The 22,963-nt window shown below is 66.9% G+C and carries 26 protein-coding genes and 1 pseudogene; 20 read left to right on the top strand and 7 right to left on the bottom strand.

Going from position 1 to position 22,963, the window contains the following annotated elements; genetic code table 11:
* The first annotated feature begins 157 nt into the window (after nt 1–157).
* Nucleotides 158–397 (top strand): glutaredoxin domain-containing protein, encoded by a 240-nt coding sequence (locus BLP10_RS09040; protein WP_091133593.1) that lies wholly within the window; start codon nt 158–160, stop codon nt 395–397.
* Nucleotides 398–407: 10 nt separating this feature from the next.
* Nucleotides 408–1,427, top strand: a complete 1,020-nt coding sequence (locus tag BLP10_RS09035; RefSeq protein ID WP_091133592.1) for a 2Fe-2S iron-sulfur cluster-binding protein — start codon at nt 408–410, stop codon at nt 1,425–1,427.
* Here BLP10_RS09035 and BLP10_RS23840 read toward each other — a convergent pair.
* Together BLP10_RS23840 and BLP10_RS23510 are read right to left on the bottom strand one after the other, a co-directional pair.
* Complete coding sequence (locus BLP10_RS23840) at nt 1,424–1,549, bottom strand: hypothetical protein (RefSeq protein WP_280141095.1); 126 nt, start codon at nt 1,547–1,549, stop codon at nt 1,424–1,426. The genes BLP10_RS09035 and BLP10_RS23840 overlap by 4 nt on opposite strands.
* A 36-nt stretch (nt 1,550–1,585) precedes the next feature.
* Nucleotides 1,586–1,804 (bottom strand): annotated as a pseudogene (locus BLP10_RS23510) (hypothetical protein); the annotation flags it as partial.
* A gap of 122 nt (nt 1,805–1,926) precedes the next feature.
* On the opposite strand from BLP10_RS23510, the gene BLP10_RS09025 reads away from it, so the two are divergent.
* A complete protein-coding gene (locus BLP10_RS09025) occupies nt 1,927–2,121 on the top strand; it encodes a heavy-metal-associated domain-containing protein (RefSeq protein ID WP_091133590.1) in 195 nt (64 codons plus the stop codon).
* A 14-nt stretch (nt 2,122–2,135) separates the two neighbouring features.
* Nucleotides 2,136–2,528 carry a CopM family metallochaperone gene (copM, locus tag BLP10_RS09020; RefSeq protein ID WP_091133588.1) on the top strand — a complete coding sequence of 131 codons (393 nt, stop codon included), beginning with the start codon at nt 2,136–2,138 and terminating at the stop codon, nt 2,526–2,528.
* A gap of 91 nt (nt 2,529–2,619) precedes the next feature.
* Here the strand turns inward: copM and BLP10_RS09015 are convergent, their stop codons facing one another.
* Complete coding sequence (locus BLP10_RS09015) at nt 2,620–3,540, bottom strand: LysR substrate-binding domain-containing protein (protein WP_091133587.1); 921 nt, start codon at nt 3,538–3,540, stop codon at nt 2,620–2,622.
* 90 nt (nt 3,541–3,630) lie between these two features.
* Here BLP10_RS09015 and BLP10_RS09010 point away from each other — a divergent pair, with 90 nt between their 5' ends.
* The 5 genes from BLP10_RS09010 (at nt 3,631) to BLP10_RS08990 (ending at nt 9,557) form a co-directional block, all read left to right on the top strand.
* Nucleotides 3,631–4,524, top strand: coding sequence for a DMT family transporter (locus BLP10_RS09010; RefSeq protein WP_091133584.1), 894 nt, complete (start codon nt 3,631–3,633; stop codon nt 4,522–4,524).
* A 217-nt stretch (nt 4,525–4,741) separates the two neighbouring features.
* Nucleotides 4,742–7,282: a heavy metal translocating P-type ATPase gene (locus tag BLP10_RS09005; protein WP_091133583.1), complete on the top strand. Its 2,541-nt coding sequence runs from the start codon at nt 4,742–4,744 to the stop codon at nt 7,280–7,282.
* Nucleotides 7,283–7,337: 55 nt separating this feature from the next.
* Nucleotides 7,338–7,598 carry a glutaredoxin family protein gene (locus tag BLP10_RS09000; RefSeq protein ID WP_091134253.1) on the top strand — a complete coding sequence of 87 codons (261 nt, stop codon included), beginning with the start codon at nt 7,338–7,340 and terminating at the stop codon, nt 7,596–7,598.
* A gap of 33 nt (nt 7,599–7,631) precedes the next feature.
* A complete protein-coding gene (cueR, locus tag BLP10_RS08995; RefSeq protein WP_091133581.1) occupies nt 7,632–8,120 on the top strand; it encodes a Cu(I)-responsive transcriptional regulator in 489 nt (162 codons plus the stop codon).
* Nucleotides 8,121–8,183: 63 nt separating this feature from the next.
* The gene (locus BLP10_RS08990; RefSeq protein ID WP_091133579.1) at nt 8,184–9,557 is read left to right on the top strand and encodes an adenylate/guanylate cyclase domain-containing protein; all 1,374 of its coding nucleotides are present in this window, start codon (nt 8,184–8,186) and stop codon (nt 9,555–9,557) included.
* 93 nt (nt 9,558–9,650) lie between these two features.
* Here BLP10_RS08990 and BLP10_RS08985 read toward each other — a convergent pair whose 3' ends face one another.
* From BLP10_RS08985 to BLP10_RS08975, 3 genes are all read right to left on the bottom strand, one after another.
* A complete protein-coding gene (locus BLP10_RS08985) occupies nt 9,651–10,289 on the bottom strand; it encodes a class I SAM-dependent methyltransferase (RefSeq protein ID WP_091133577.1) in 639 nt (212 codons plus the stop codon).
* Between the two features lie 283 nt (nt 10,290–10,572).
* Nucleotides 10,573–11,838 carry a beta-ketoacyl-ACP synthase II gene (gene fabF / locus BLP10_RS08980; protein WP_091133576.1) on the bottom strand — a complete coding sequence of 422 codons (1,266 nt, stop codon included), beginning with the start codon at nt 11,836–11,838 and terminating at the stop codon, nt 10,573–10,575.
* 30 nt (nt 11,839–11,868) lie between these two features.
* Nucleotides 11,869–13,059, bottom strand: coding sequence for a thiolase family protein (locus BLP10_RS08975; protein ID WP_091133574.1), 1,191 nt, complete (start codon nt 13,057–13,059; stop codon nt 11,869–11,871).
* Nucleotides 13,060–13,137: 78 nt separating this feature from the next.
* Between BLP10_RS08975 and BLP10_RS08970 the strand changes: the two genes are divergently transcribed.
* Nucleotides 13,138–13,734, top strand: a complete 597-nt coding sequence (locus tag BLP10_RS08970) for a TetR/AcrR family transcriptional regulator (RefSeq protein WP_091133572.1) — start codon at nt 13,138–13,140, stop codon at nt 13,732–13,734.
* Nucleotides 13,735–13,828: 94 nt separating this feature from the next.
* On the opposite strand, the gene BLP10_RS08965 is transcribed toward BLP10_RS08970, so the two are convergent.
* Complete coding sequence (locus BLP10_RS08965; protein WP_091133570.1) at nt 13,829–14,107, bottom strand: metal/formaldehyde-sensitive transcriptional repressor; 279 nt, start codon at nt 14,105–14,107, stop codon at nt 13,829–13,831.
* Between the two features lie 138 nt (nt 14,108–14,245).
* On the opposite strand from BLP10_RS08965, the gene BLP10_RS08960 reads away from it, so the two are divergent.
* The 10 genes from BLP10_RS08960 to BLP10_RS08915 form a co-directional block, all read left to right on the top strand.
* Nucleotides 14,246–14,509, top strand: a complete 264-nt coding sequence (locus tag BLP10_RS08960; RefSeq protein ID WP_091133569.1) for a heavy-metal-associated domain-containing protein — start codon at nt 14,246–14,248, stop codon at nt 14,507–14,509.
* Nucleotides 14,510–14,615: 106 nt separating this feature from the next.
* The gene (locus BLP10_RS08955; protein ID WP_139165452.1) at nt 14,616–15,023 is read left to right on the top strand and encodes a hypothetical protein; all 408 of its coding nucleotides are present in this window, start codon (nt 14,616–14,618) and stop codon (nt 15,021–15,023) included.
* 201 nt (nt 15,024–15,224) lie between these two features.
* Complete coding sequence (locus tag BLP10_RS08950; RefSeq protein WP_091134251.1) at nt 15,225–15,482, top strand: hypothetical protein; 258 nt, start codon at nt 15,225–15,227, stop codon at nt 15,480–15,482.
* 3 nt (nt 15,483–15,485) lie between these two features.
* A complete protein-coding gene (locus tag BLP10_RS08945) occupies nt 15,486–16,994 on the top strand; it encodes a TolC family protein (RefSeq protein WP_091133565.1) in 1,509 nt (502 codons plus the stop codon).
* Nucleotides 16,995–17,012: 18 nt separating this feature from the next.
* Nucleotides 17,013–18,425 carry a multicopper oxidase family protein gene (locus BLP10_RS08940; RefSeq protein WP_091133563.1) on the top strand — a complete coding sequence of 471 codons (1,413 nt, stop codon included), beginning with the start codon at nt 17,013–17,015 and terminating at the stop codon, nt 18,423–18,425.
* A gap of 35 nt (nt 18,426–18,460) precedes the next feature.
* Entirely contained in the window at nt 18,461–18,952 is a 492-nt protein-coding gene (locus BLP10_RS08935; protein WP_091133561.1) for a cupredoxin domain-containing protein, read from the top strand.
* Between the two features lie 44 nt (nt 18,953–18,996).
* On the top strand, nt 18,997–19,287 hold the full coding sequence (locus BLP10_RS08930) for a copper-binding protein (RefSeq protein WP_091133559.1): 291 nt from the start codon (nt 18,997–18,999) through the stop codon (nt 19,285–19,287).
* A 79-nt stretch (nt 19,288–19,366) separates the two neighbouring features.
* Nucleotides 19,367–20,074: a copper-binding protein gene (locus tag BLP10_RS23935; RefSeq protein ID WP_091133557.1), complete on the top strand. Its 708-nt coding sequence runs from the start codon at nt 19,367–19,369 to the stop codon at nt 20,072–20,074.
* Nucleotides 20,075–20,120: 46 nt separating this feature from the next.
* Nucleotides 20,121–22,403 (top strand): DUF3141 domain-containing protein, encoded by a 2,283-nt coding sequence (locus BLP10_RS08920; RefSeq protein WP_091133555.1) that lies wholly within the window; start codon nt 20,121–20,123, stop codon nt 22,401–22,403.
* 63 nt (nt 22,404–22,466) lie between these two features.
* A partial coding sequence (locus BLP10_RS08915) for a YHS domain-containing protein (RefSeq protein ID WP_139165451.1) occupies nt 22,467–22,963 on the top strand: 497 nt, incomplete at its 3' end.

Raw genomic sequence — 22,963 nt, 5'->3', positions numbered from 1 at the left:
CATGAAGCAGGGACATTGCGCGTCCGCGCCGTCCGGGAACCGATCCATCCGCCGTGCACCACCGCATGCAGTACCTTGCAGAGGAAATCGTTCATCCACCTTGACCCTGCCAGCGTTGGAAGCCCCACACCTTCCTTAGATCGGAGGAACACCTGTCATGACACGAATGAATTCAGCGGTAACACTCTACACGACCCCGGAATGCTCCGACTGCAACCCGTTGAAGGGGTGGTTGAAGCAGATGGGGATCCCGTTCGACGAGCAGCGACTGTCGTACCCGACGGGGACCCGTCGGTCCGATCCACTCACCGTCGTGGATGGACACGCCATCTCCGGTCCGCTCGGGGAGCAGAAGAGAGCCATCTTCGAAGCACTCACGATGACGGTTCTGGGCTGAGGAGGACAGAATGGCTCACCTCATGTCCGTTCACGGCACGAACCGTGTCATCCAGGTCCAGGCGGACCAAACGATCCTTGATGCCGCGCTCGCTTCCGGCATCGACTATCCGCACGGCTGCCGATCCGGACGATGCGGTGCATGCAAGACGCGCCTGGTCGAAGGCGAAGTGGAGATGCTGGCACACACGCGGTTTGCCCTGTCCGACGCCGAGCGCCAGGACGGCTACATCCTCGCATGCAGGGCCGTGCCCCGCACGAGCGGATCGATCCTGCTGCCGGGTCAGGACGAGGTGCCGCCGGAGCATCCGCGTCGGAACCTTCTCTGCCGGGTCGTCTCCACATCGACCGCCACCCATGACATCAGGCACATTCGGCTTGCGGTCGAAAGCGGAGGTCCCTTCACGTACTCGCCGGGGCAATACGCCAGGATCACGCTCCCCGGAGCGCCGCCGCGGGACTACTCCATGGCCAGCCTGCCGGGACCGGAACACCTCGAGTTCCTCGTCCGGCGGGTGCCGGACGGCATCACCAGCACGCGCATGACGTCGGGCCTGAGGATCGGGGACGTCGTTCAGGTCGAAGGTCCCTTCGGGAGCGCCTACCTGCGCGAACGGTATGCGGGCCCGATCCTCTGCGTGGCGGGAGGCTCCGGGCTGGCCCCGATCAAGTCGATCGTGGCGGCTGCCGCGGTCGCCGGACTGGAACAGCCCATCCATGTGTACTTCGGGGCGCGGTCGGAACGCGACCTCTATCTCGTCGAATGGTTCACGGCGTTGAGTTCCACCCATCCGAACCTGACCTTCATTCCGGTCCTGTCGGAACCCGATGCCCCCACGGCACATCGCACGGGCCTTGTCGCCGATGCGATCGCGTCGGACCTGACCGACCTTGATGGCTGGAAAGCCTACGTGGCAGGGCCGCCGGCAATGGTGGAAGCGACGGGCCAGGTGCTGCAACGGCGAGGGCTGCAATCGCGGGATCTGCATGCGGACGTGTTCTTCACCCCGGAACTCGCGCCAGCGGCCTAGAGCCACTCGTCCGTAGCACGTTCACCGGAGCGGCTGGGTCCCGTGGCCACGCCACCGTCGCAGGCGCCAGGAGGTTCCACGCCGAGTTCAACGAACAGCCATCCGGCATCCATCAGATCCATCCCGGGCATCCGGTCAACGGGAGCCCGGGATGCATGTCACATGGCCAGAGTGAGCAAGCCGCAGCGTCTTGAACCTCGCGTGTGCGATTTGCGGAAATCCACCCTGCGTGAGATCCCGATGGCCGCGAGGAATGCTTCATCGCGGCTGACGATCGGAAGCGCGCCGTCATATGCCCGAACTCCCGCCTCGACAGCCTCGATGTCCGGATAGTTGGTCGGCTCGTCGAGGATCAGGAGGGCGGGATCGGCCCGCCCAGCACGCGGCCTCCGGCAACGGGAAGGTCAATAGCAAATTTTCCCTTCCCGCTCCCCTTGACCTTGCGACGGTTGGAAGCCCGACCTTGAGCGTCTTGAAACCGAAACCAAGGAGAATCCCCATGGAACTCAGAATCGAGGGCATGACCTGCGGCGGGTGCGCCCAATCCGTCACCAAGGCGATCCAGTCGGTCGATCCCGACGCCAGGATCGAGACCAATCCCGCCGCACGCACCGTCAGGGTCGAAACGACCGCCACCTCGGCGGCCCTTCAAAGGGTTCTCGAGGAAGCCGGCTATCCGGCAACCACGAACTGAACTCGATCGACATCATGAACAAGCTCGCCCTGATCCCCGTCGCAGGTTCGGTCGCCGTCAGCGCCGGCCTCGCGACCGCACAGGGCCAAACGAACACGGATGATCCCATGCAAAATCACGATATGTCAGGCCATTCGATGCCGGCATCCGATAGCCCGTCGACGAAAGCCTACATCGTCGCCAACGACAGCATGCATAAGGGCATGATGGTCGAGTTCACCGGCGATGCCGACGTCGACTTCATGCGCGGCATGATCCCCCACCATCAGGGCGCGATCGACATGGCGAAAGTCGTGATCGAGTACGGCCATGATCCAGAGGTCCGCAAACTCGCCGAAGAGGTGATCAAGGCCCAGGAAGGTGAGATTGCGATGATGAAGAAGTGGCTTGCCGACCGCGGCAAGTAGCCAGCGCGGCCCAGTTCGTGAATACATTCATTGCGAGAATCTTGGCAGGCGGCGATGCCAAGGGACGCTTCCGGCACTGTACGGAGAGGCTCTACGCTTTCAGGAACGTTTCTGCCATCGCATCGGACAGCATCGCCTCCACCATGATCCTTCGAGCCAGCTCCGCCGCGGACGGTCGCAACCGGCTTGCGGGTCTGTCGAGCCAATAGGAGACGGGATTGAGCGCCGTCCGCCGATCAACCGCAACGACGCGCCCGCTGCGCAGGGCCTCCCCGGCCAGCGGCGGACGGGCCAGTGCCACACCGAGACCATGGGCTGCCGCATCGAGCACGAGGTTGTAGTCCTCGAACCGGCGGTCCTGGGGCCGGGGGCGGTAGTCCATTCCTTGGGCGGCAAACCAGGCGCGCCATCCCGATGCGTCCGAGTCATGCACGAGCGGGTATTCCAGGACCCGCTCCGGGGCCCCGGTTCCGAGCGAACCGGCCAGGTCCGGCGAGGCGATCGGAAAGCAATGCTCCTCGAACAAGCGCACGGAAACGCGTCCCGGCAGGCTGCCGCGGCCGCAGCGGATGGCGAGATCGATACCCTCCACTTCGAGATCGGTGTTGCGATGCTCGACCACGAACTCGATCCGCAGGGACGGATTGCCGCTTTCAAAGGCCTTCAGGCGCGGCATCAGCCACAAGCTGCTGATCGAAGGAATCGTCGTGAGGCGTACGATCGCCGCGCCGCGCCGCTCGACCCAGCGGTCGGAGCTGTCGGCGATCAGCGCAAAAGCTTCGCTCGTGCGCTGGTGCAGGCGCTGCCCCTGGGGCGTCAGCACGACGCCGCGGGCCCGTCGGTCGAAGAGCCTCTCGCCGAGCCAATGCTCGAGTTTGGCCACCTGCCGGCTGATGGCGCCATGCGTGAGGTGGAGGTCGCTCGCGGCGGCCGAGAAGCTGCCGAGGCGGGCTGCGGCCTCGAAGGCGCGCAGGGCATCGAGCGGTGGCAGGGCTGGTGAGGTGTGATCCATGCTCACAGGTGATGCTCGAATTGTTCGATTGTCAATCAGCTCGCCTCACGGGAATGTCGAGCTTCGCCATTCCCTCCGTGAGGTACCACCATGAGCATCGCTGCCGCCCCGGCTTCCGGGCACAGATCCATCGGCGGCGTGACCGCCGCCGCCGTCGTCGTGACGATCCTGGCCTGGGCCTCGGCCTTCCCGGCCATCCGCGCCGGGCTAGAGTCCTTCGGCCCGGTCGAGCTCGGATCCCTGCGGTTCACCATCGCGGCCATCCCGGCGGCGCTCTTCCTCGCCGTCATGCGCCCGGCATGGCCGACGCTGCCGGACCTTCTCCGGCTGGCGGCAGGCGGGATCCTCTTCGTGGCGCTCTATACGGCGTTGCTCAACATGGGCGAGATGACGGTCTCGGCCGGGGCGGCGAGCTTCATCATCAACACGAACCCGATCATGACGGCCGGACTTGCGATGCTCGTGCTGGGCGAGCGTTTCAGTGCCCGCGCCTGGGCCGGGACGGCCTTATCGTTCGCGGGTATCGGCCTGATCGCCTTTGGCGAGGGCGACGGGATGCGTCTCGACACCGGAGCACTGCTCATCCTGGGCGCGGCCCTCTGCAACTCGGTGACGACCGTGGTGCAGAAGCCGCTCTTCGCCCGCCACAAGCCATTGACCGTCTCGGCCTGGAACATGGTGCTCGGCGCCCTCGTCCTCGCACCCTGGCTGCCGAATGCCGCCTCGCAGTTTGCAGTCGCGTCGCCTTCGGGCATTCAGGCCGCGATCTACCTCGGGCTCGTGCCGAGCCTCGTCGCCTATGGCACCTGGTCCATCGCACTGTCGCGCCTGCCGGCGAGCCGGGCGTCGAACTTCATGTACTGCGTGCCGCCCGTCGCCACTCTCCTCGGCTTCGCCTGGCTCGGGGAGACGCCGACCCTGCTCGGTACCATCGGCGGTGCCTTCGCCCTGGTCGGCGTCGCGGTCGTCAACTGGCGGCGATAGGAGGGAGCGGCGCGCCGTCGCCGCTCCGTTCAACACCGCTGCCTGAGGGGACGGAAGGCCTCATCCCGCGATCCGTTCAGTCCTCCCCTTCATGCACGAAGCCCGTCGGAGGCAACGCCGAATCCGAAGTCCGCACCGACTTGCATTCGGCGCTTGACCCTCCCATCGTTGGAAGGACTACACCTCTCCTAAGTCAGATGACCAAGGAGAAACGGCGATGGCCAGCGGCACTGCAAAGCGAACGGAAAACACGGGGGAGACCCTGTCCCTGCCCATCGAGGGCATGACCTGCGCCTCGTGCGTCGGACGGGTCGAGAAGGTCCTGGTGGGCCTGCCGCATGTCACGGCGGCGAACGTGAACCTGGCGACCGAGCGTGCCGAGATCACCTTCCGCGGACCGGCGGATCCTGCCGGCGCAGCCCTGGCCGTCGAGACCGCAGGCTACTCCGTACCCGAGGACACGACGGAGCTTGCCATCGAGGGCATGACCTGCGCCTCGTGCGTGGGCCGCGTCGAGAAGGCCCTCAAGGCTGCCCCCGGGGTGCTTGGGGCGTCCGTCAACCTCGCAACCGAGAAGGCCACCATCCGCCACCTGGCGGGCGTGGTGACCCCGGCCGTCCTCGAGGAGGTCGTCCGGAACGTCGGGTACGAGGCCCGCCGGGTGGGCGACGAGCCTGTCGGCGACCGCGAGCGCGAAGGCCGCCAGCGGGAGTACCGCGCCCTGACGCGGTCCCTTGGTCTCGCAGCCCTCCTGACCCTGCCCGTCTTCGCCCTGGAGATGGGCTCTCACCTCATCCCGGGTGTCCATGAATGGGTCATGGACACGATCGGACACCGGGAGAGCTGGTACCTCCAGTTCGTCCTGACGACGCTGGTCCTGTTCGGCCCCGGCCTGCGCTTCTTCCGGAAGGGCATCCCGGCGCTGATGCGCCTTGCGCCCGACATGAATTCCCTCGTGGCACTCGGCACGGCCGCCGCCTACGGCTACTCGGTGGTGGCGACCTTCGCCTCCTGGGTCCTGCCCGCCGGCACCGTGAACGTCTACTACGAGGCTGCGGCGGTGATCGTCACGCTGATCCTCCTCGGCCGCACGCTTGAGGCCAAGGCCAAGGGCCGCACCTCCGAGGCGATCAAGCGGCTGATGGGCTTGCAGGCCAAGACGGCCCGCGTCGTCCGCAATGGGGAGACGGTCGAAGTCCCGCTCGATCAGGTTCGCGCAGGCGACCTGGTCCAGGTTCGCCCCGGCGAGAAGGTGCCGGTCGACGGTGAGGTGACCGAGGGCTCCTCCTTCGTCGACGAGTCGATGATCACGGGCGAGCCCGTTCCCGTGCAGAAGGCGGCCGGCGCAGCCGTCGTCGGCGGCACGATCAACAAGACCGGCAGCTTCACCTTCCGGGCGACCAAGGTCGGGGCCGACACGGTGCTGGCCCAGATCATCCGCATGGTCGAGCAGGCGCAGGGCTCCAAGCTGCCGATCCAGGCCCTGGTCGACAAGGTGACCATGTGGTTCGTGCCGGCCGTCATGGCGGCGGCCGCCCTCACCTTCCTGGTCTGGCTGGTCTTCGGCCCTGAGCCCGCCATGACCTTCGCGCTCGTCAATGCGGTCGCCGTGCTGATCATCGCCTGCCCGTGCGCCATGGGCCTTGCCACGCCGACCTCGATCATGGTCGGCACGGGTCGCGGCGCCGAGCTCGGCGTGCTCTTCCGCAAGGGCGAGGCGCTCCAGAGCTTGAAGGGCGTCGAGGTGGTGGCGCTCGACAAGACCGGAACCCTCACCAAGGGCCGTCCCGAGCTCACCGACCTCATCGTTGCTCCCGGCTTCAGCGACGCGGAGGTTCTTGGTCTCGTGGCGGCGGTGGAGACCCGCTCGGAGCACCCGATCGCGGAAGCCATCGTCGAGGCCGCCAAGGCTCGTGGCCTGGGCCTTGCCCCCGTGGACGGGTTCGACGCGGTCCCGGGATACGGCGTCTCCGCCGGGGTTCAGGGTCGAAGGATCGAGGTCGGCGCCGACCGCTACATGCAGCGGCTCGGTTATCCGGTCGCGGACTTCGCCGCAGCCGCGGCCCGGCTCGGTGACGAAGGCAAGAGCCCGCTCTACGCCGCCGTCGACGGCCGGCTTGCGGCCATCATCGCGGTCGCCGACCCGATCAAGCCCTCGACTCCTCAGGCGATTGCGGCCCTTCATGCCCTCGGCCTGAAGGTGGCGATGATCACGGGCGACAACCGTCGCACGGCAGAGGCCATCGCCCGCCAGGTCGGCATCGACCAGGTCGTGGCCGAGGTCCTCCCGGACGGCAAGGTCGAGGTCGTGAAGCGGCTGCGCGACGGTGGCCGCCAGGTGGCCTTCGTCGGCGACGGCATCAACGACGCCCCGGCCCTGGCCGAGGCGGATGTCGGCCTCGCCATCGGCACCGGCACCGACATCGCCATCGAGAGCGCCGACGTGGTGCTCATGTCCGGCGACCTGCGCGGCGTCGCGAACGCCATCGCGCTGTCGAAGGCCACGATCCGCAACATCAAGCAGAACCTGTTCTGGGCCTTCGCCTACAACGTACTGCTGATCCCCGTGGCCGCCGGCGTCCTCTACCCGATCGACGGCACCCTGCTGTCGCCGGTCGTGGCGGCCGGAGCCATGGCGCTCTCGAGCGTGTTCGTCCTCGGCAATGCCCTGCGGCTGAGGGGATTCCAGCCTGCCATGACGAATGACGCCCTCGAAACGGGCCTGGATGCAGCGCCTGCTGCCCTTGCCACCCGCTGATCGGACCGGGTCCGCCAACGACGGCGGACCCGGCTTTCTTCCATGGAGCGAAACGATGCCCTCCCGGCCCACCATCATCGTCTACACGACCCCGACCTGCCCCGACTGCCATGCCCTCAAGGCGTGGCTGACCCGCCTCGGACTATCCTTCGAGGAACGTGACCTGACGGATCCGGTGATCATGGCCGAGGCCAAGGCCCGCACAGGGGTACGCGTTGCACCGATCACCGTCATCGGCGACCAGGTCTTCTATGGGACCTTCCAATCGCAGAAGCCCCGCATTGCCGAGGCGCTTGCCCCCGTCGCAATCGGCTGATCAAGATTTCAAGCAAGAACGGAGAAGCAGACCATGAACATCGGACAGGCAGCAGACGCCTCGGGCGTCTCGGCCAAGATGATCCGCTACTACGAGTCGATCGGGCTGATCCCGAAGACGGTTCGCACCGAAGCCGGGTACCGGGTGTACTCCGAGAACGACGTCAACACCCTCGGCTTCATCCGGCGGGCCCGTGACCTCGGCTTCTCGGTCGAGCAGATCTCGGAACTCGTCACCTTGTGGCGGGACCGGCAACGTGCCAGCACGGACGTGAAGCGGATCGCGCTCGAGCACGTGGAGATCCTGGAGCGGAAGGCGCGCGAGTTGCAGGAGATGGCCGCGACGCTCAAGCACCTCGCGAAGCATTGCCACGGCAACGAGCGGCCGGAGTGCCCGATCATCGAGGGCCTTCAGAGCGGCCATGAGGTGGGATCGATCGACATCCACTCGTCGCCGCAGTTCGGGACGGTCGGCCTTCGCTCGGCACGTCGTGGCACGGCGCCGAAGAGGGTTCGCAACTAGCACGCTGCCTCACGTCGCCCGGGACTCCATGACCCTGGAGGCGAACGAGGTGAGGACGTCCGTATGATCAAGCTCGCCAGTGCGGTGCCCTTCCTGGGCACGTTCGGAGCCGCGCCCCTGCCGGATCGCGTGGCCGCCTCCCTGCGCCGCGAGGAGCAGGAAGGGCTGCGCCTTGCCGCCAAGGTCCGCATCGTGCTTCTCGCGGTGGCCTTCGTTTGGCTCGGGCACGACCTGCTCCACGTCGGCTGGGCCGCCGTGTTCAACCTCGCGGCGGTGGGAGGCGTCCTCGCCTCCGGCCTGGCCGAGTTCGCGATCCTGAAGCGACACCGCCATCCGCGTGGCATCGCCATGGCGTTCGCCCTGCTCGACAGCGTGATCCTCGGCGCCGTCCTGGCCCTGCCCAACCCCTGGCTCGACGGCACGATCCCGGTCACCGTGACCCTCAAGGGCGGCCTGGTGCTCTGGTTCGTATTCCTGCTGGCCCTGCGCGCCTTTGCCCTCGATCCCCTCCTGCTGCTGTGGTCCGGGGTCTGTGCGGTGCTGGGCTGGTCCATTCCCCTCGCCGTTGCCGCCCTCGACCCCGAGATTCGCATTGGCGTCCCGAGCATGTCCGGGAGCCTCGCCGCGAACGCCGTCGAGGCGTTCCGCGATGTCACCTTCGTGCATATCGGGCAGTGGTACACCGAGGCCCTCGTGCTGCTCCTGGTGTCGGCGGCGCTCGCGGCGGCGGTCCAACGCTCACGCCGTCTGGCGCTCACCCGAGCCAGCGCCGAGCGTCGGCAAGCCAACCTCGCACGCTACTTCTCGCCCCGGGTCGTGGAACGGCTTGCCCGGTCCGACCAGCCGTTCGGCGGGGACCGGCGGCAGGAGGTGGCCGTGCTCTTCGCCGACATCAAGGGCTTCACGACGCTGTCCGAGCGGCTTGCTCCCGAGGAGGTCATGCAACTCCTGCGCGGGTTCCATGCCCGGATGGAGGAGATCGTCTTCGCGCACGGCGGGACGCTCGAGAAGTTCATCGGCGATGCCCTCCTGGTCACGTTCGGGGTTCCCGATCCCGCGTCGGACGACGCCGTCCGGGCGCTGTCCTGCGCCCAAGCCATGCTGGCCGAGGTCGAGCGGTGGAACGACGAGCGTGCGCGCAGCGGCCAGGACGCCATCGGGATCGGCATCGGCCTTCACTACGGCCCGGTGGTCATGGGCGACCTCGGCTCGGAGCGTTCGATGGCGTTCACGGTGGTGGGCGACACGGTCAACACGGCCAGCCGGCTCCAGGGCCTCACGCGTGAGCTGGGCTGCGGGGTCATCGCCAGTGAGGCCTTCATGGCAAGAGTCCGCGAGGCGGCGGCGGGCGACCTGTCCGTCGTCGATGCATTCCGTTCCGTCGGTTCTCGGGCCTTGAGGGGCCGCAGTGCCCCCATCGAGATCTGGCGCGCATAAGCGGGCGCCGCCGAGCTCATCGAGGTGGTCCGCACCTACCTGAAATGAACCCGATGCAAGCCAGTCGATCCCGCACGGCACCGGCCGCCCCTGTCATCTCTTGCGGGCCACGATGTAAGGACGATTGTCATTGCCCTTCGTGGCGTGGCTTTCGGCGGCAAGGATATCGAATCCCGCAGCCCGGATTCGCTGGCTCAGGTCCGCGGCCCGAAAGACGCCCGCATAGGGTGCCTTCCCGATGGCCCGCATCGCAGGCAACAAGGCGGACCGAATGAGCGGGTTCATGTGCCCCAGGCAGGGCGTCTTGGAGATGAACAGTCCTCTCGGTTCGAGCAAGGCGTGGATGCGGCGCAGCGTACCGGGCAGATCACGGACCAAATGAAGATAGTTGAATCCCAGAACCACGCTGAACCGTCCTGCGTCAGGCGCAAGCGCCTCTACGGTCGCGATCCGGAAGGCAAGGGTCGGGACGAGGCCGGCGGCGTGCTTCTCATTGGCGATCGCGATCATTCCGGCGGACAGGTCCGTCGCAAGATAGTCTCGAACGGCGCCCGCGAGCCGAAGGGCTGTCGTTCCTGTTCCGCAGCCCAGTTCCAACACCCTGTCACTTGGTCCCAGCAAGGCCCGGGTTCGGTCCAGCGTACGCTCATAGCCGGCCTGATCCGCAATGGCGGACATGGCATACTTTCGTGAGATCCGATCCCAGAAATGGGTGTCGCCCGCCATGCTCATGATCGATGTCTCCTCCCAAACGTCCCGAGTGGCAATGACCGCCGAGCCGTCCCGCCGTTGGGTTCAATGACCGTGCGATCCAGTGCACGCGGCAGATCATACCCCATTCCGCCGATCGGCATGGGGTCCGCCTTCGGGATCGAAGCCGCAGTGTCCCGGCCACAAGCCGGATGGATGAGCGGGTCATCAGACCCATGGATGACAAGCGTCGGAATGGCGATGGTCGCGTGACGTGAGCGACGGCCATGTCCGCGTCAGCTCGACCCTATTCGGATGTCACAGATCACGTCAGGCGCCGAAACACGACGCTCGCGTTGACGCCCCCGAACCCGAACCCATTTGACATGGCATGCTCAATCCCTTGGCGACGGGCCGACCCGCGCACGAGGTCGATCCCATCGGCGAGTGCATCGGGATTCACCAGATTGAGAGTGGCCGGCACGACTTGGTCCCGGAGCGCGAGAACGGTGAAGATAGCCTCCACGCCACCTGCTGCTCCCAGCAAGTGGCCCGTCGCCGACTTTGTCGCACTGACCGCCACGGTTCCATCCCGCCCAAAGGTTGATTGGATGGCGGCAATCTCGCCCCGATCACCGACTGGCGTTGAGGTTGAATGGGCATTGAGATGCTGGATGTCGATCGGGCTCAATCCCGCGCGTTTGAGGGCCAGATCCATGGCACGCGCGGCACCTCTGCCATCCTCAGGGCCCGCCGTCATGTGGTATGCATCTGCTGTCGTGCCATAACCGACGACTTCAGCAATCGGCTGTGCGCCACGTGCAAGCGCGTGCTCCAGCTCCTCGATGACCAGGATGCCTGCCCCCTCCCCCATGACAAAGCCGTCGCGGTCCCTATCGAAGGGACGAGACGCCTGATCCGGCGTGCCGTTAAACGAGCTTGAAAGGGCGCGCGCCGCACAAAAGCCACCGAGGCTCACCCGATCGATGCATGCTTCCGCGCCGCCGCCGATGGCCACGTCCGCCTCTCCGGATAGAATCATGCGCAATCCATCACCGATGGCCTGCACGCTTGCAGCGCAGGCTGTCACAGGAGTGCCGATGGGACCCGTGAAGCCATGCCTGATCGTGATGTGGCCGGCAGCGAGATTTGCAAGAAAGGACGGAACGGTGAACGGCGAGAGCCGTCTTACGCCGCGCGAATCCGCCGTCCGCACCGCGTCGGCAATCGCCGGGAAACCGCCGATCCCCGAAGCAACGATTGTGGCCGTACGCTCCAAGGCCTGTTTATCCGCGGGCTGCCACCCTGCCATCGACAGGGCCTCCCGCGCGGCCGCAAGGGCAAAGAGGATGAAGCGATCCATCTTCCGTTGATCCTTGGGTGGAACCACGAGATCCGGATCGAAGCCACCATCCTCGTCCTGAATGCGGTCAGGAACGACACCACCGATCTTGGCGGGAAGATCGGCGACCATCTCGCCGGGCAACGCGCGAATACCAGATTGTCCGTCAAGCAGTCGTTTCCAGTTGATCTCCACCCCTGATCCAAGGGGCGAAACCATCCCCATGCCTGTCACGACCACTCTACGCATATCGAAATCTCCAGAATGTCAGCCTTGTATTCAAGCCACACGCTCTACTGCAATGGCGGTGGCCTCGCCGCCTCCGATGCACAGGGACGCGATTCCACGCGACAATCCCCGACGCTCCAGCGCATACAGCAGCGTGACGATCAGACGGGCGCCGGTGGCGCCGATGGGATGGCCAAGGGCGCAGGCGCCGCCATTCACGTTGAGCACGTCGCGCGGGATGCCGAGGTCCCGCTGCGCCGCCATCGCCACAACCGCGAACGCCTCGTTGATCTCGAACAGATCCACATCCCCAATGCTCCAGCCCACCTTGTCGAGGAGCTTGCGGATCGCCGGGATCGGCGCCGTGGTGAACCAGGCCGGATCCTGCGAATGGGTGGCGTGTCCCTTGATCACGGCCAGGATCGGGGTGCCCTCGCGCTCCGCTATCGAGCGGCGGGTCAGCACGAGAGCCGCCGCTCCGTCCGCATTGGCGGAGGAGCTTGCGGCCGTGATGGTGCCGTCGGGCCGGAACGCGGGCCTGAGCGATGGGATCTTCTCCGGCGAGACCTTGAGCGGGTTCTCATCCGTCTCGACAATGGTGTCTCCGGTTCTTCCGGCGACCACCACCGGCGTGATTTCGCCCGCGAATGCGCCTTCCTCAATAGCCTTGCGGGCACGGGTGAGCGTCTCGACCGCGTAGGCGTCCTGATCAGCCCGGCTGAACTGATAGGCCTCGGCTGTCGCCTCTCCGAAATCGCCCATAGGCCTGCCACCCTCATAGGCATCCTCCAGGCCATCCATCATCATGTGGTCGATGAGTCGGCCGTGCCCGGCCCTGTAGCCGCTCCGTGCCTTTGCCAACAGGTACGGAGCGTTGGACATGGATTCCATGCCGCCCGACACCACGATCTCGGCCGAGCCTGCCAGGATGAGATCGTGCGCCAGCATGGTCGCCTTCATGCCGGAGCCGCACACCTTGTTGATGGTCGTGGCGCCGACGGCATCCGGCAGCCCCGCCAGGCGGGCGGCCTGCCGCGCCGGGGCCTGCCCCTGCCCGGCCGACAGCACGCAGCCCATGACCGCCTCGCTCACCGTCCCGGCCTCGAGCCGGGCGTGCTTCAGCGCGGCCCGAATGACGTGGCTGCCAAGGGCAGGAGCCGGCACGCCGGAGAGGCCGCCCTGGAAGCGCCCGAGCGGCGTGCGGACAGCGGAGACGATGACGACTGGATCGTTCGGCGACATGGGCACCTCCTTTATATGATGGTTGACATATAATATGGTGTTCATAATGTAAAGGCTTAACCGCGGAAAGGTGCGAGCATGCGTTACGAGAAGGGACACAAGGACCAGACACGGAAGCGGGTGGTGGATGTGGCGGCTGCACGCTTTCGAGCGAAGGGCATTGAGGCGACGGGCCTTGCTGGCCTCATGGCCGATGCCGGTCTCACGCACGGGGGCTTCTATGCGCACTTCAAGTCGAAAGACGACCTCGTTCGCGAAGCCATCTCCGAAGCTCATGCGCGCAACTGTGAGACCTGGGCAGAGGAAGTAAAAGCCGCCAAGGAACAGGGAAAGGACGGGTTGGAGACCATCGTCCGCCGGTACCTAAGAACTGCCCATCGCGACAGGCCGGAGGCCGGCTGCTCCGTGGCGGCGCTCGCCCAGGAGGTTGCTCGCAACGATCCCAGGACCCGCGAGGTCATGGCCCGCGCGGCGGACGGGATCGTGGCGATCATCGCGTCCGAGCTGACCTCCTCCCTGCCGGAGGAGAAGGCGCGGGAAACGGCTTATGCAATCTTTGGTCTTATGATCGGGACACTGCAACTGGCCCGGGTCACCACGGACAAATCTCTCTCGGATGCGATCTTGCAATCCGGTCAGGATGCCGCTCTGCGCCTTGCCCGTCAGGGGCCGTAGATGACAGCCGCATGTTTCGGTTGGCGCCGGAACGCAACCCGGTAAAGCCCAGGCGAGGAAGGGAGGCTATCCATGGCGGATCGCTTGCCGCGGCTCATTTCAGGCAAGTGCGGACCACGTCGATCAGCTCCCGGGTTCCACAGGCACGGTCGGCATCCGGCTCATCGTCTGGGGCGACCACATGATGGCGGATGTGCTCCTCCGTCAACTCCGCGGTCAGCCCGTTGACCGCCCCGCGCACGGAGGCCACGAGCATCAGCACGTCGGCGCAGCCGATCTCCGCCTCCAGGGCGCGCTCGACCGCCTCGACCTGGCCCCGGATCCGGCGCCCCCGCGCCAGCAGCTTCGCCTTGACCCTGCTGGTGTGGGACATGGTCGCCGTACGGCAATGAATAACGTAGGGGGAATGTCATGCAGATAGCACGCCGGCAAGTGCGAGACTGCCCTTGACCTTGCCAGCGTTGGAACCCGCAGCATCCGAATCCTCACCATCGCAAAGGAGCGACAAGACATGTGCGGATGCTCAACCCACCAAACCGAAAACGCCGGACAGACGACGATGCCCAAGGACGGCAGCCTGACCCTGCGCGTCGAGGACATGACCTGCGGACACTGCGCCGGCACGATCAAGAAGGCCGTCGAGGCGGCCCTGCCCGGAACGCAGGTCGACGCGGAGCCCGCCTCGAGGCTCGTGTCGATCCGCGGCACGGCCGACCTGGCGGCGGTGAAGGCCATCGTCACCGAGGCTGGCTACACGCCCTCCGAGGCGGCCTGACGCGGCACGGACGAGGCGGTCCGGAGGGCATGCCGCCTTCTGGACCGCCTTGCCGAAGCAGACCTATCGTGACACACATGCAATCCTGACGGACGGGAGACTTCCCTTGCGGCTCGTGGGCCTCATCATCGCTGTCCTGCTTGCGGTCACCGCGGGAATCCTCGTGATTTCCGCGCCGCATGCGGCTGCGTCGGGTGAGCGTCCCGCGTCGGCGGCGACCGTCCTCGGGCATGATCACGCAACGCACTCGCACGAGCGCGCGGTCGACGTGGAGCCTGCGTCGGCCCACGATCATGCCTCGACCCGGAACGACTGCGGCGACCCCACGTCGGGAGATCACGGCAGCGGAGGGACGGACTGCTGCAACATGGGCGCCTGCCACGCCGTCCAGGCGCTTGCGGCTCCCGTGCTTCACGTGCCCTGCGCCTCCGCGGCCGTCCTTGCCGTGGTTGGCGACCAGCAGGTCGAAGGCATCGTCCCGGGCGGACCCGACAGGCCACCGCGAACCGCCTGACCCAGGAGCGGGCGATCTGCGCCCGCACCCATCGGCATGGCTGCTGCCACCGCCAGCCATGCCCGACCTGACACCCAGGACGGTCAACCTCCCGCGCCAATGATCGAACGCCAGACCCGTGACGAGGGGCGGACACGCCGCCCGTCACGCCGTCATCACCGCGTCGATCCTGCCGTGGAGGTCCGTCCGGAGACGGATCCCATGCTGAAACTGATTCCACTGGCGGCGCTCGGCCTCGGCCTGGCTGCCTGCGTGCCGACCCAACATCCCGCCTACCTCGTCGCGGCCGCGGATCCCGCCGTGGGCACCCGCCCGCCGGCCTACTCCTCCGTCACGGCAGGCGTGCGCGCCTACGACGTCGTCGATCCCCTCGACTGGCGGGAGCTCAACCGACGCGTCGCGCCCGGGGCCGATCCGGAACGCGGCGACAGCGACGATGCCGCCCGACGCGGCCGATGACCCATGCGCAAGGACACCACAAAGATGACCCACAATGACCATGCGGGACCTGCGCGCCGGCTGCGGCTGCTCGGGGGCGTCGCCGCTGCCCTGATGCTGGGCGGCTGCGTCTCGTTCTCGGCCGACGGCGGGCTGTCGACCGCCCGGACGGTCGCCTACGCGGAGCTGGACAAGGACGTCGTGAAGGTTGCCAGCGAGGCCGATGCCCTCGCGACGCAGCAGCAGGCCGAGGCCCTGCTCAAGCGTCCTCTGACCCCGGACAGCGCCGTCCAGATTGCCCTGCTCAAGAACCGGGGCCTGCAAGCCGCGTTCAACGACCTCGGCATCTCCGAGGCCGAGTACGTCCAGGCGACGCTGCCGCCCAATCCGACGGTGGCCCTGTCCCGTCTTGGCGGCAGCCTGGAACTGGAGATCGAACGCCAGGTCCTGATCGGGCTGTTCGAGCTTGCCACCTTGCCGGCCCGGGCGGCCGTGGCCGAGCAGCGCTTCCGCGCGGCCCAGTTCCGGACCGCCGAGGCCGTACTGAGGCTGGCCGCGGAAACCCGGCGTCAATACTACCGCACGATCGCCGCCAACCAGCAGGTCGCCTTCATGCAGCAGGCGCTGGCGACCGCCGAGACGGCCTCGGAACTCACCAAGCAGCTCGGCGAGAGCGGCGCCCTGAACAAGCTCGAGCAGGCCCGCGAGCACGCGTTCTACCAGGAACTCGGGGCCCAGCTCGCCCGCGCCCGGATCGATCAGAAGGTCGAGCGCGAACGCCTGATCCGGCAGCTCGGCGTCTGGGGACGGGACGTCGACTTCCGCCTGCCGAACTCCCTGCCGCCGCTCCCGGCCCGCATCGCGACTGCCAGGGACATCGAGCGCCGTGCCCTGGAGAGCCGCGTCGACCTTCAGGCACTGCGCCATGACCTGAACGCGGTCGCGGGACAGTACGGCCTGACCAGTGCCACCCGCTACGTCACCGACATCGAGCTCGCCGGCCTCTCGAGCTACGAGCGCACGAAGTCCTTCACGGAGGACCACGGCGAGGTCGAGGTCGAGAAGGAGAAGATCAACCGTCGCGGCCTCGAGGTGGAGTTCACCATCCCGATCTTCGACTTCGGGGCCACGGCGACGCGCGGCGCGCAGGAAGCCTACATGGCGGCCGCGAACCGCCTGGCCGAGCGGGCCGTCAACGTCCGCTCCGAGGCGCGGGAGGCGTATGCCCGCTATCGCGGCAACTTCGACCTCGCCCGGCACTACCAGGGACGCGTCCTGCCCTTGCAGAAGACCATCCAGGACGAGGCCCTGCTCCAGTACAGCGGCATGCTCGTCGACGTGAGCCAGCTCATCCTCGACGCCCGTGGCCGCATCCTCAGCAACGTCGACGCCATCAACGCCCGCCGCGACTTCTGGGTCGCCGCCACGGACCTCAAGGCCGCCCTCGTGGGCGGCGGGGCCGGCGGCGGTGCGGAAGGCGGTGGCGGGGAGGCCGTGGCTGCTGCCGCCGGCGGCGGCGCGGCCGCGCACTGACAACAACGGAGAGACCACATGACCGACCTATCGCGCAGGAACTTCCTCGGCGCCGGGGGCCTGGCTCTCGCCGGCGCCTCCATGATCAGCGGGCGCACGCAGGCCGCGGGCCTGCCCGAGGCGCCCACCATGACCGAGGCCACCATGCAGCCGCCGCTCTACCCGACCAGCGGGCCGGACTACCAGCCCGTCGTGACGCTCAACGGCTGGACGCTGCCGTGGCGCCAGAAAGGCGCCTGGAAGGAGTTCCATCTCGTCGCCGAACCCGTCGTGCGCGAGCTCGCGCCCGGCATGAAGGCCCACCTGTGGGGCTACAACGGCCAGTCGCCGGGTCCGACCATCGAAGCCGTGCAGGGCGACAAGGTGCGCATCTTCGTCACCAACAGGCTGCCCGAGAACACGGCCGTGCACTGGCACGGCCAGCTTCTGCCCAACGGCATGGATGGGGTCGGTGGCCTCACCCAACCGCATATCCCGCCGGGCAAAACCTTCGTGTACGAGTTCATCTGCCAGAAATCCGGCACCTTCATGTACCACCCGCACTCCGACGAGATGGTCCAGATGGCAATGGGCATGATGGGCTTCTTCGTCGTGCACCCGCGCGACCCGGCCGAACGCCGCGTCGACCGCGACTTCGTGTTCCTGCTCAACGCCTTCGACATTGAGGCCGGAAGCTACGTGCCGAAGGTCAACACGATGCTCGACTTCAATCTCTGGTGCTGGAACTCGCGCGTCTTCCCCGGCATCGACCCGCTCGTGGTGCGCCAGGGCGACAAGGTCCGCGTCCGGTTCGGCAACCTGACCATGACCAACCACCCGATCCACATGCACGGCTACGACTTCAAGGTCACGGGCACCGACGGCGGCTGGGTGCCGGAAGGGGCGGCGTGGCCGGAGGTCTCGGTCGACGTGGCGGTCGGGCAGATGCGTGCCTTCGAGTTCGTGGCCGATGCACCCGGCGACTGGGCGATCCACTGCCACAAGTCGCACCACACCATGAACGCCATGGGCCATGACGTGAAGACCTACATCGGCGTCAACATGAACAAGACGGCCCCGGCCATCAAGAAGGTCGCGCCGGGCTACATGCCGATGGGCGGTGCCGGCATGGGCGAGATGGGCTCGATGGAGATGCCGCTGCCCGACAACACGCTGCCGATGATGACGGGCTTCGCCCAGTTCGGCCCCGTCGAGATGGGCGGCATGTTCTCGGTCGTGAAGGTGCGGCCAGGCTTGGCGGCCGACGATTACAAGGATCCGGGCTGGTACAAGCACCCGGAGGGCACGGTCGCCTACGAGTGGACGGGCGAGCAGCTCGCCGAGCCCGCCCGCGCGTCCCCGCCCGACAGCGGCGTGAAGGCGGCGGAATTCCGCGCCATCGACCCGCGCAAGCGCCCGGTCCGCGCGGCTGGCGGTCACGGCAATCACTGATCCCGACAGGAACCGATGCCAAAGGAGCAACAACGATGGTTCGTACAGTCAAACCTCTCGCAGGGGCACTTGCTGCCCTTGCACTCTCGACGGCCGTGGCGCTGGCCGGCCCCGGCGAGGCCGGTCACAGCCACAGGTCGTTCGCGGCCGGCGAGCCGGGCGACCCGAAGAAGCCCGTCGCCCGCACCATCGAGGTCACCATGAAGGAGACCGACGACGCCAAGATGCTGTTCGAACCCAACAAGGTCGAGATCAAGCGCGGCGAGCAGGTGAAGTTCGTGCTCAGGAACGCCGGCCAGGTCGACCACGAGTTCATGCTCGACTCGATCGAGAACAACGCCAAGCACAAGATCCAGATGGAGAAGAACCCGGACATGGAGCACGACGACCCGAACGGGAAGCGGCTCGCACCGGACGGCTCCAACGAGATCGTCTGGCGCTTCACCAAGGCCGGCACCTTCGAGTTCGCCTGCCTGATCCCCGGCCACTACGAGTCCGGCATGAAGGGTACCGTCGTCGTCAAGTGACGGACCCGATCCCCTCGCCTTCGAGCCACGAAAAGGAGTTTCCCATGAAGCGTTTCGCCATCAGCCTGATCGCCGCCCTGAGCCTGTCGGGCGCCGCCCTCGCGCAGAGCCTGCCGTCCGTGTCCGGCACCGTCGAGAAGGTCGACGAATCCGCAGGCAAGATCACCATCGACCACGGTCCGATCCCCAACCTGAACATGGATTCCATGACGATGGTGTTCCGTGCCCAGGATCCCGCCCTGCTGAAGCAGGTCAAAGCCGGGGACAAGGTCGAGTTCACCGCCGACCGCGTGAACGGCCAGATCTCCGTCACCTCGATCAAGAAGGGCAAATAACGCCCCAGCCGCCCCGCAACATGTGCCCGAGACCCACTGTTGCGGGGCGGCCCCTCCCTCTGTCCAGCGAGAGACTGCCATGAAACTCCTGACCACCACCCTCACCGCCGTCGGGGCCCTGCTGGCCATCGCCGCCATTGGCCCGGACCGTCTTGCACAGGCGCAGCCCGCCAAGGGGGCGCCCGCCGCCTACGAGCGCGTTCGCGAGGTCATGGACGAGCGCTTCAAGGACATGAAGCTCGTTGGTGACCCCGACAAGGACTTCGCGGCCCTGCTCATCGCCCACCACGAGGACCTGATCTTCCTCGCGCGGACGCAACTCGAGCATGGCGCCGACGAGCAACTCCGCCGGGTTGCGCAAAAAATCATCGACGAGCAGCAGAAGCAGATCAACGAACTGAAGGAGTGGCAGGTCCGCAACCGCCAGGCGGACTACCGCGCCAAGGCGGACCAGCCGCCGCATGGATCGGGACCGCTCGACCAGAAGGGCGCTTCCGCCCCGGCCCCGCAGGTCCAGGCCGCCGCTCCGGCGCAAGCCGCTGCCCAACCTGCCGCGGCGAACCTCCCCACCGTGTCCGGGACGGTCGAGAAAGTCGATACGGGCGCGGGCAAGATCACGATCGACCATGGGCCAATCCCGAACCTCGACATGGATGCCATGACCATGGTGTTCCGGGTTCAGGACCCCGTCCTGCTCCAAGGCGTGAAGGCCGGTGACAAGGTGCAGTTCCAGGCGGACCGCGTGAACGGCCAGATCTCGGTCGTGAGGATCCAGAAGGGCAAGTAGCGGCCGGGTCCCAGCCGGGGCCGAACCGTTGGCAAGGAGGTGACACATGCCTGCACAGGAACCCTTCAAGTTCGAGCCCCTCGGCTTCGCAACCGTCGCCTCGGTCAGCGAGTACGCCGTGGACGCCTGGCAGCGCAGCCTGCTCTACGCCGACGTCATGCGCGAGCGCGGCAACCAGTATCTGGCCCACCTGGCGGAGGAGACGCCCAACGTCCTGAGCTTCCGGTTCGAACGGGTCATGTCCGGTCGCGACCTGAAGCGCCCCGTCAATTATGGACTGGTCCGCATCGTTCCGCCGGAAGGCGTCGAGATCGATGGGCGCAAGCGGCCTTTCGTCGTGGTCGATCCGCGCGCCGGGCACGGTCCCGGCATCGGCGGCTTCAAGGCCGAGAGCGAGATCGGGGTGGCGCTGCGGGCCGGCCATGCCTGCTACCTCATCGGGTTCCTCTCCGACCCGGTGCCGGGCCAGACGGTCGAGGACGTCATGCGGGCCGAGGCCGCCTTCCTGGAGAAGGTCATTGCCCTGCATCCGGCCAGCGAGGGCAAGCCTGTCGTGATCGGCAACTGCCAGGCGGGCTGGCAGATCCTGATGACGGCCGCCGTCCGCCCCGAGCTGTTCGGGCCGATCATCGTCGCGGGAACGCCCCTCTCCTATTGGGCCGGCTGGCCGGGCCGGAACCCGATGCGCTACGCCGGCGGGCTGCTCGGCGGCAGTTGGCTCACCGCCCTGACCAGCGACCTCGGTGCGGGGCGCTTCGACGGGGCCTGGCTGGTCCAGAACTTCGAGAACCTCAACCCGGCCAACACGCTCTGGACCAAGCAGTACAACCTCTTCTCGAAAGTCGACACCGAACGCGAGCGCTACCTCGGCTTCGAGAAGTACTGGGGCGGCCATGTCTTCCTGAACGATGTCGAGATCCAGTACATCGTCGACAACCTGTTCATCGGCAACGGGCTGGCGACGGCGGAACTGGTCACCTCCGACGGGCTGCGGATCGACCTGCGCAACATCCGCTCGCCGATCCTGTGCTTCTGCTCGATGGGCGACAACATCTCGCCGCCGCCGCAGGCGCTGGGCTGGATCACCGACCTCTATCTCGATGACGGCGACGTGCGGGCGCACGACCAGACCATCATCTACGCGCTCCATGACAGCATCGGGCACCTGGGGATCTTCGTGTCGGGCAGCGTCGGCCGCAAGGAGCACCAGGAATTCGCGACGAACATCGAGCTCATCGATGCCCTTCCGTCCGGCATCTACGAGGCAAGGCTCCAGGAGAAGGGACCGCAAACCCTCCACCCGGAACTGGCGTTCGGCGATTACGTCCTGTCGCTCGAGCGGCGGGATCTCGACGATGTTCGCCGGATCGTCAAACCCGATCCCGGGAGCGACCGGCGCTTTGCGGCCGTCGCCCGGGTTTCGGAGGTCAATCTCAGCCTCTACCGCACCTTCGTGCAGCCCTGGGTCCGCGCCGCGGTCACGCCGCAATCCGCGCAGTGGCTCGAACGGCTGCATCCGCTGCGCCTGTCCTACGAACTGGCCTCGGACCGCAATCCGTGGATGGGCTGGGTCGCGGGCGAGGCGCGGAAAGCGCGGGAAAGCCGCAAGCCGGCTTCCGCCGACAATCCCTTCCTCCAGGCGCAGGAGATGATCTCGCGCACGGTCGAGGCGTCCCTCGATCAATGGCGGCTGTGGCGGGATGCCGTCCAGGAACAGACGTTCAATGCCGTCTACGGCTCGCCCTGGGTGCAGGCCTGGGCGGGACTGAACGCGACCGACGCGAAGGAGCCCCGCCAACACCCGGGCGAGACGCCGGAGCACCAGGCCTTCCTGGCCGAGAAGGACGAGCGCCTGCGGGACGAGATCGCCGAGGGCGGCCTGCTCGAGGCCGGCATTCGCGCCACCGCCTATGTCGGCAGCCTGCGCGGCTCCGTCGACGAGCGCGGGTTCAATCTCATCCAGCGCCTGTGCAAGCACTGCCTCGGCGTGACCGACCTGTCGGCGGCGGAACTCAAGCAGGCGATCCACAAGCAGGCTGACCTCATCAGGCTGGACCCGGAGGCGGCCATTGCCGCCCTGCCCCGCCTGCTGGCGCGGGCCGATGCGGGAGGCATCAGGCTGTGGGCCGAGACGATCGACAGGATCCTGACCGCCAGCGGTCCGCTCGATGCCGCTGCGGCGGGACGGTTGCGCGAGATCAAGGCGGTGTTCGATGAGGCCGCGCATCAGGGGACCGGCGTGGTTGCACCGGACCGGGATGCCGGCAGGGAGGCGGCAGCGCGCCAGGCGAAGCGTCCACGCAGGAAACGCCAGCCCACCGAAGCTTGACCTTCCCACCGTGGGAAGGCCTAGGTTTCACGTTTTTCGACAAGACGCATGCGGAGAGCCGCGATGAATGACAAGCAAGCCGCCAAGACCCATGAGGGCCACGCCCGTCATGACCATGGTACCCACGCCGGACACGGTCATCACCACCATGAACCCGCAACGGATGCCGGGACGGTGAAGGATCCTGTCTGCGGGATGACGGTCGATCCGCATACGACCACCCACCGGGCGCAGTACCAGGGCAAGCCGTACTATTTCTGCTCGTCCGGCTGCCAATCGAAGTTCATGGCCGAGCCCGCGAAATACGTCGAGCCAGCTACCGCCCGAAACGCGGAGGCCGTGCCGGAGGGCACGATCTACACCTGCCCGATGCACCCCGAGATCCGCCAGGTCGGCCCAGGCTCGTGCCCGATCTGCGGCATGGCGCTCGAGCCCGTCGTTGCCACCGCAGAGACGGGTCCCAGTCACGAGCTCGTCGACATGACGCGCCGGTTCTGGATCGGCTTGGTCCTGACCCTTCCCGTGTTTATCCTCGAGATGGGCGGGCACCTGACGGGCCT

Source organism: Microvirga guangxiensis, assembly GCF_900102135.1.
GTDB lineage: Bacteria > Pseudomonadota > Alphaproteobacteria > Rhizobiales > Beijerinckiaceae > Microvirga > Microvirga guangxiensis.
This window is presented reverse-complemented; position numbering and strand designations above follow the sequence as displayed.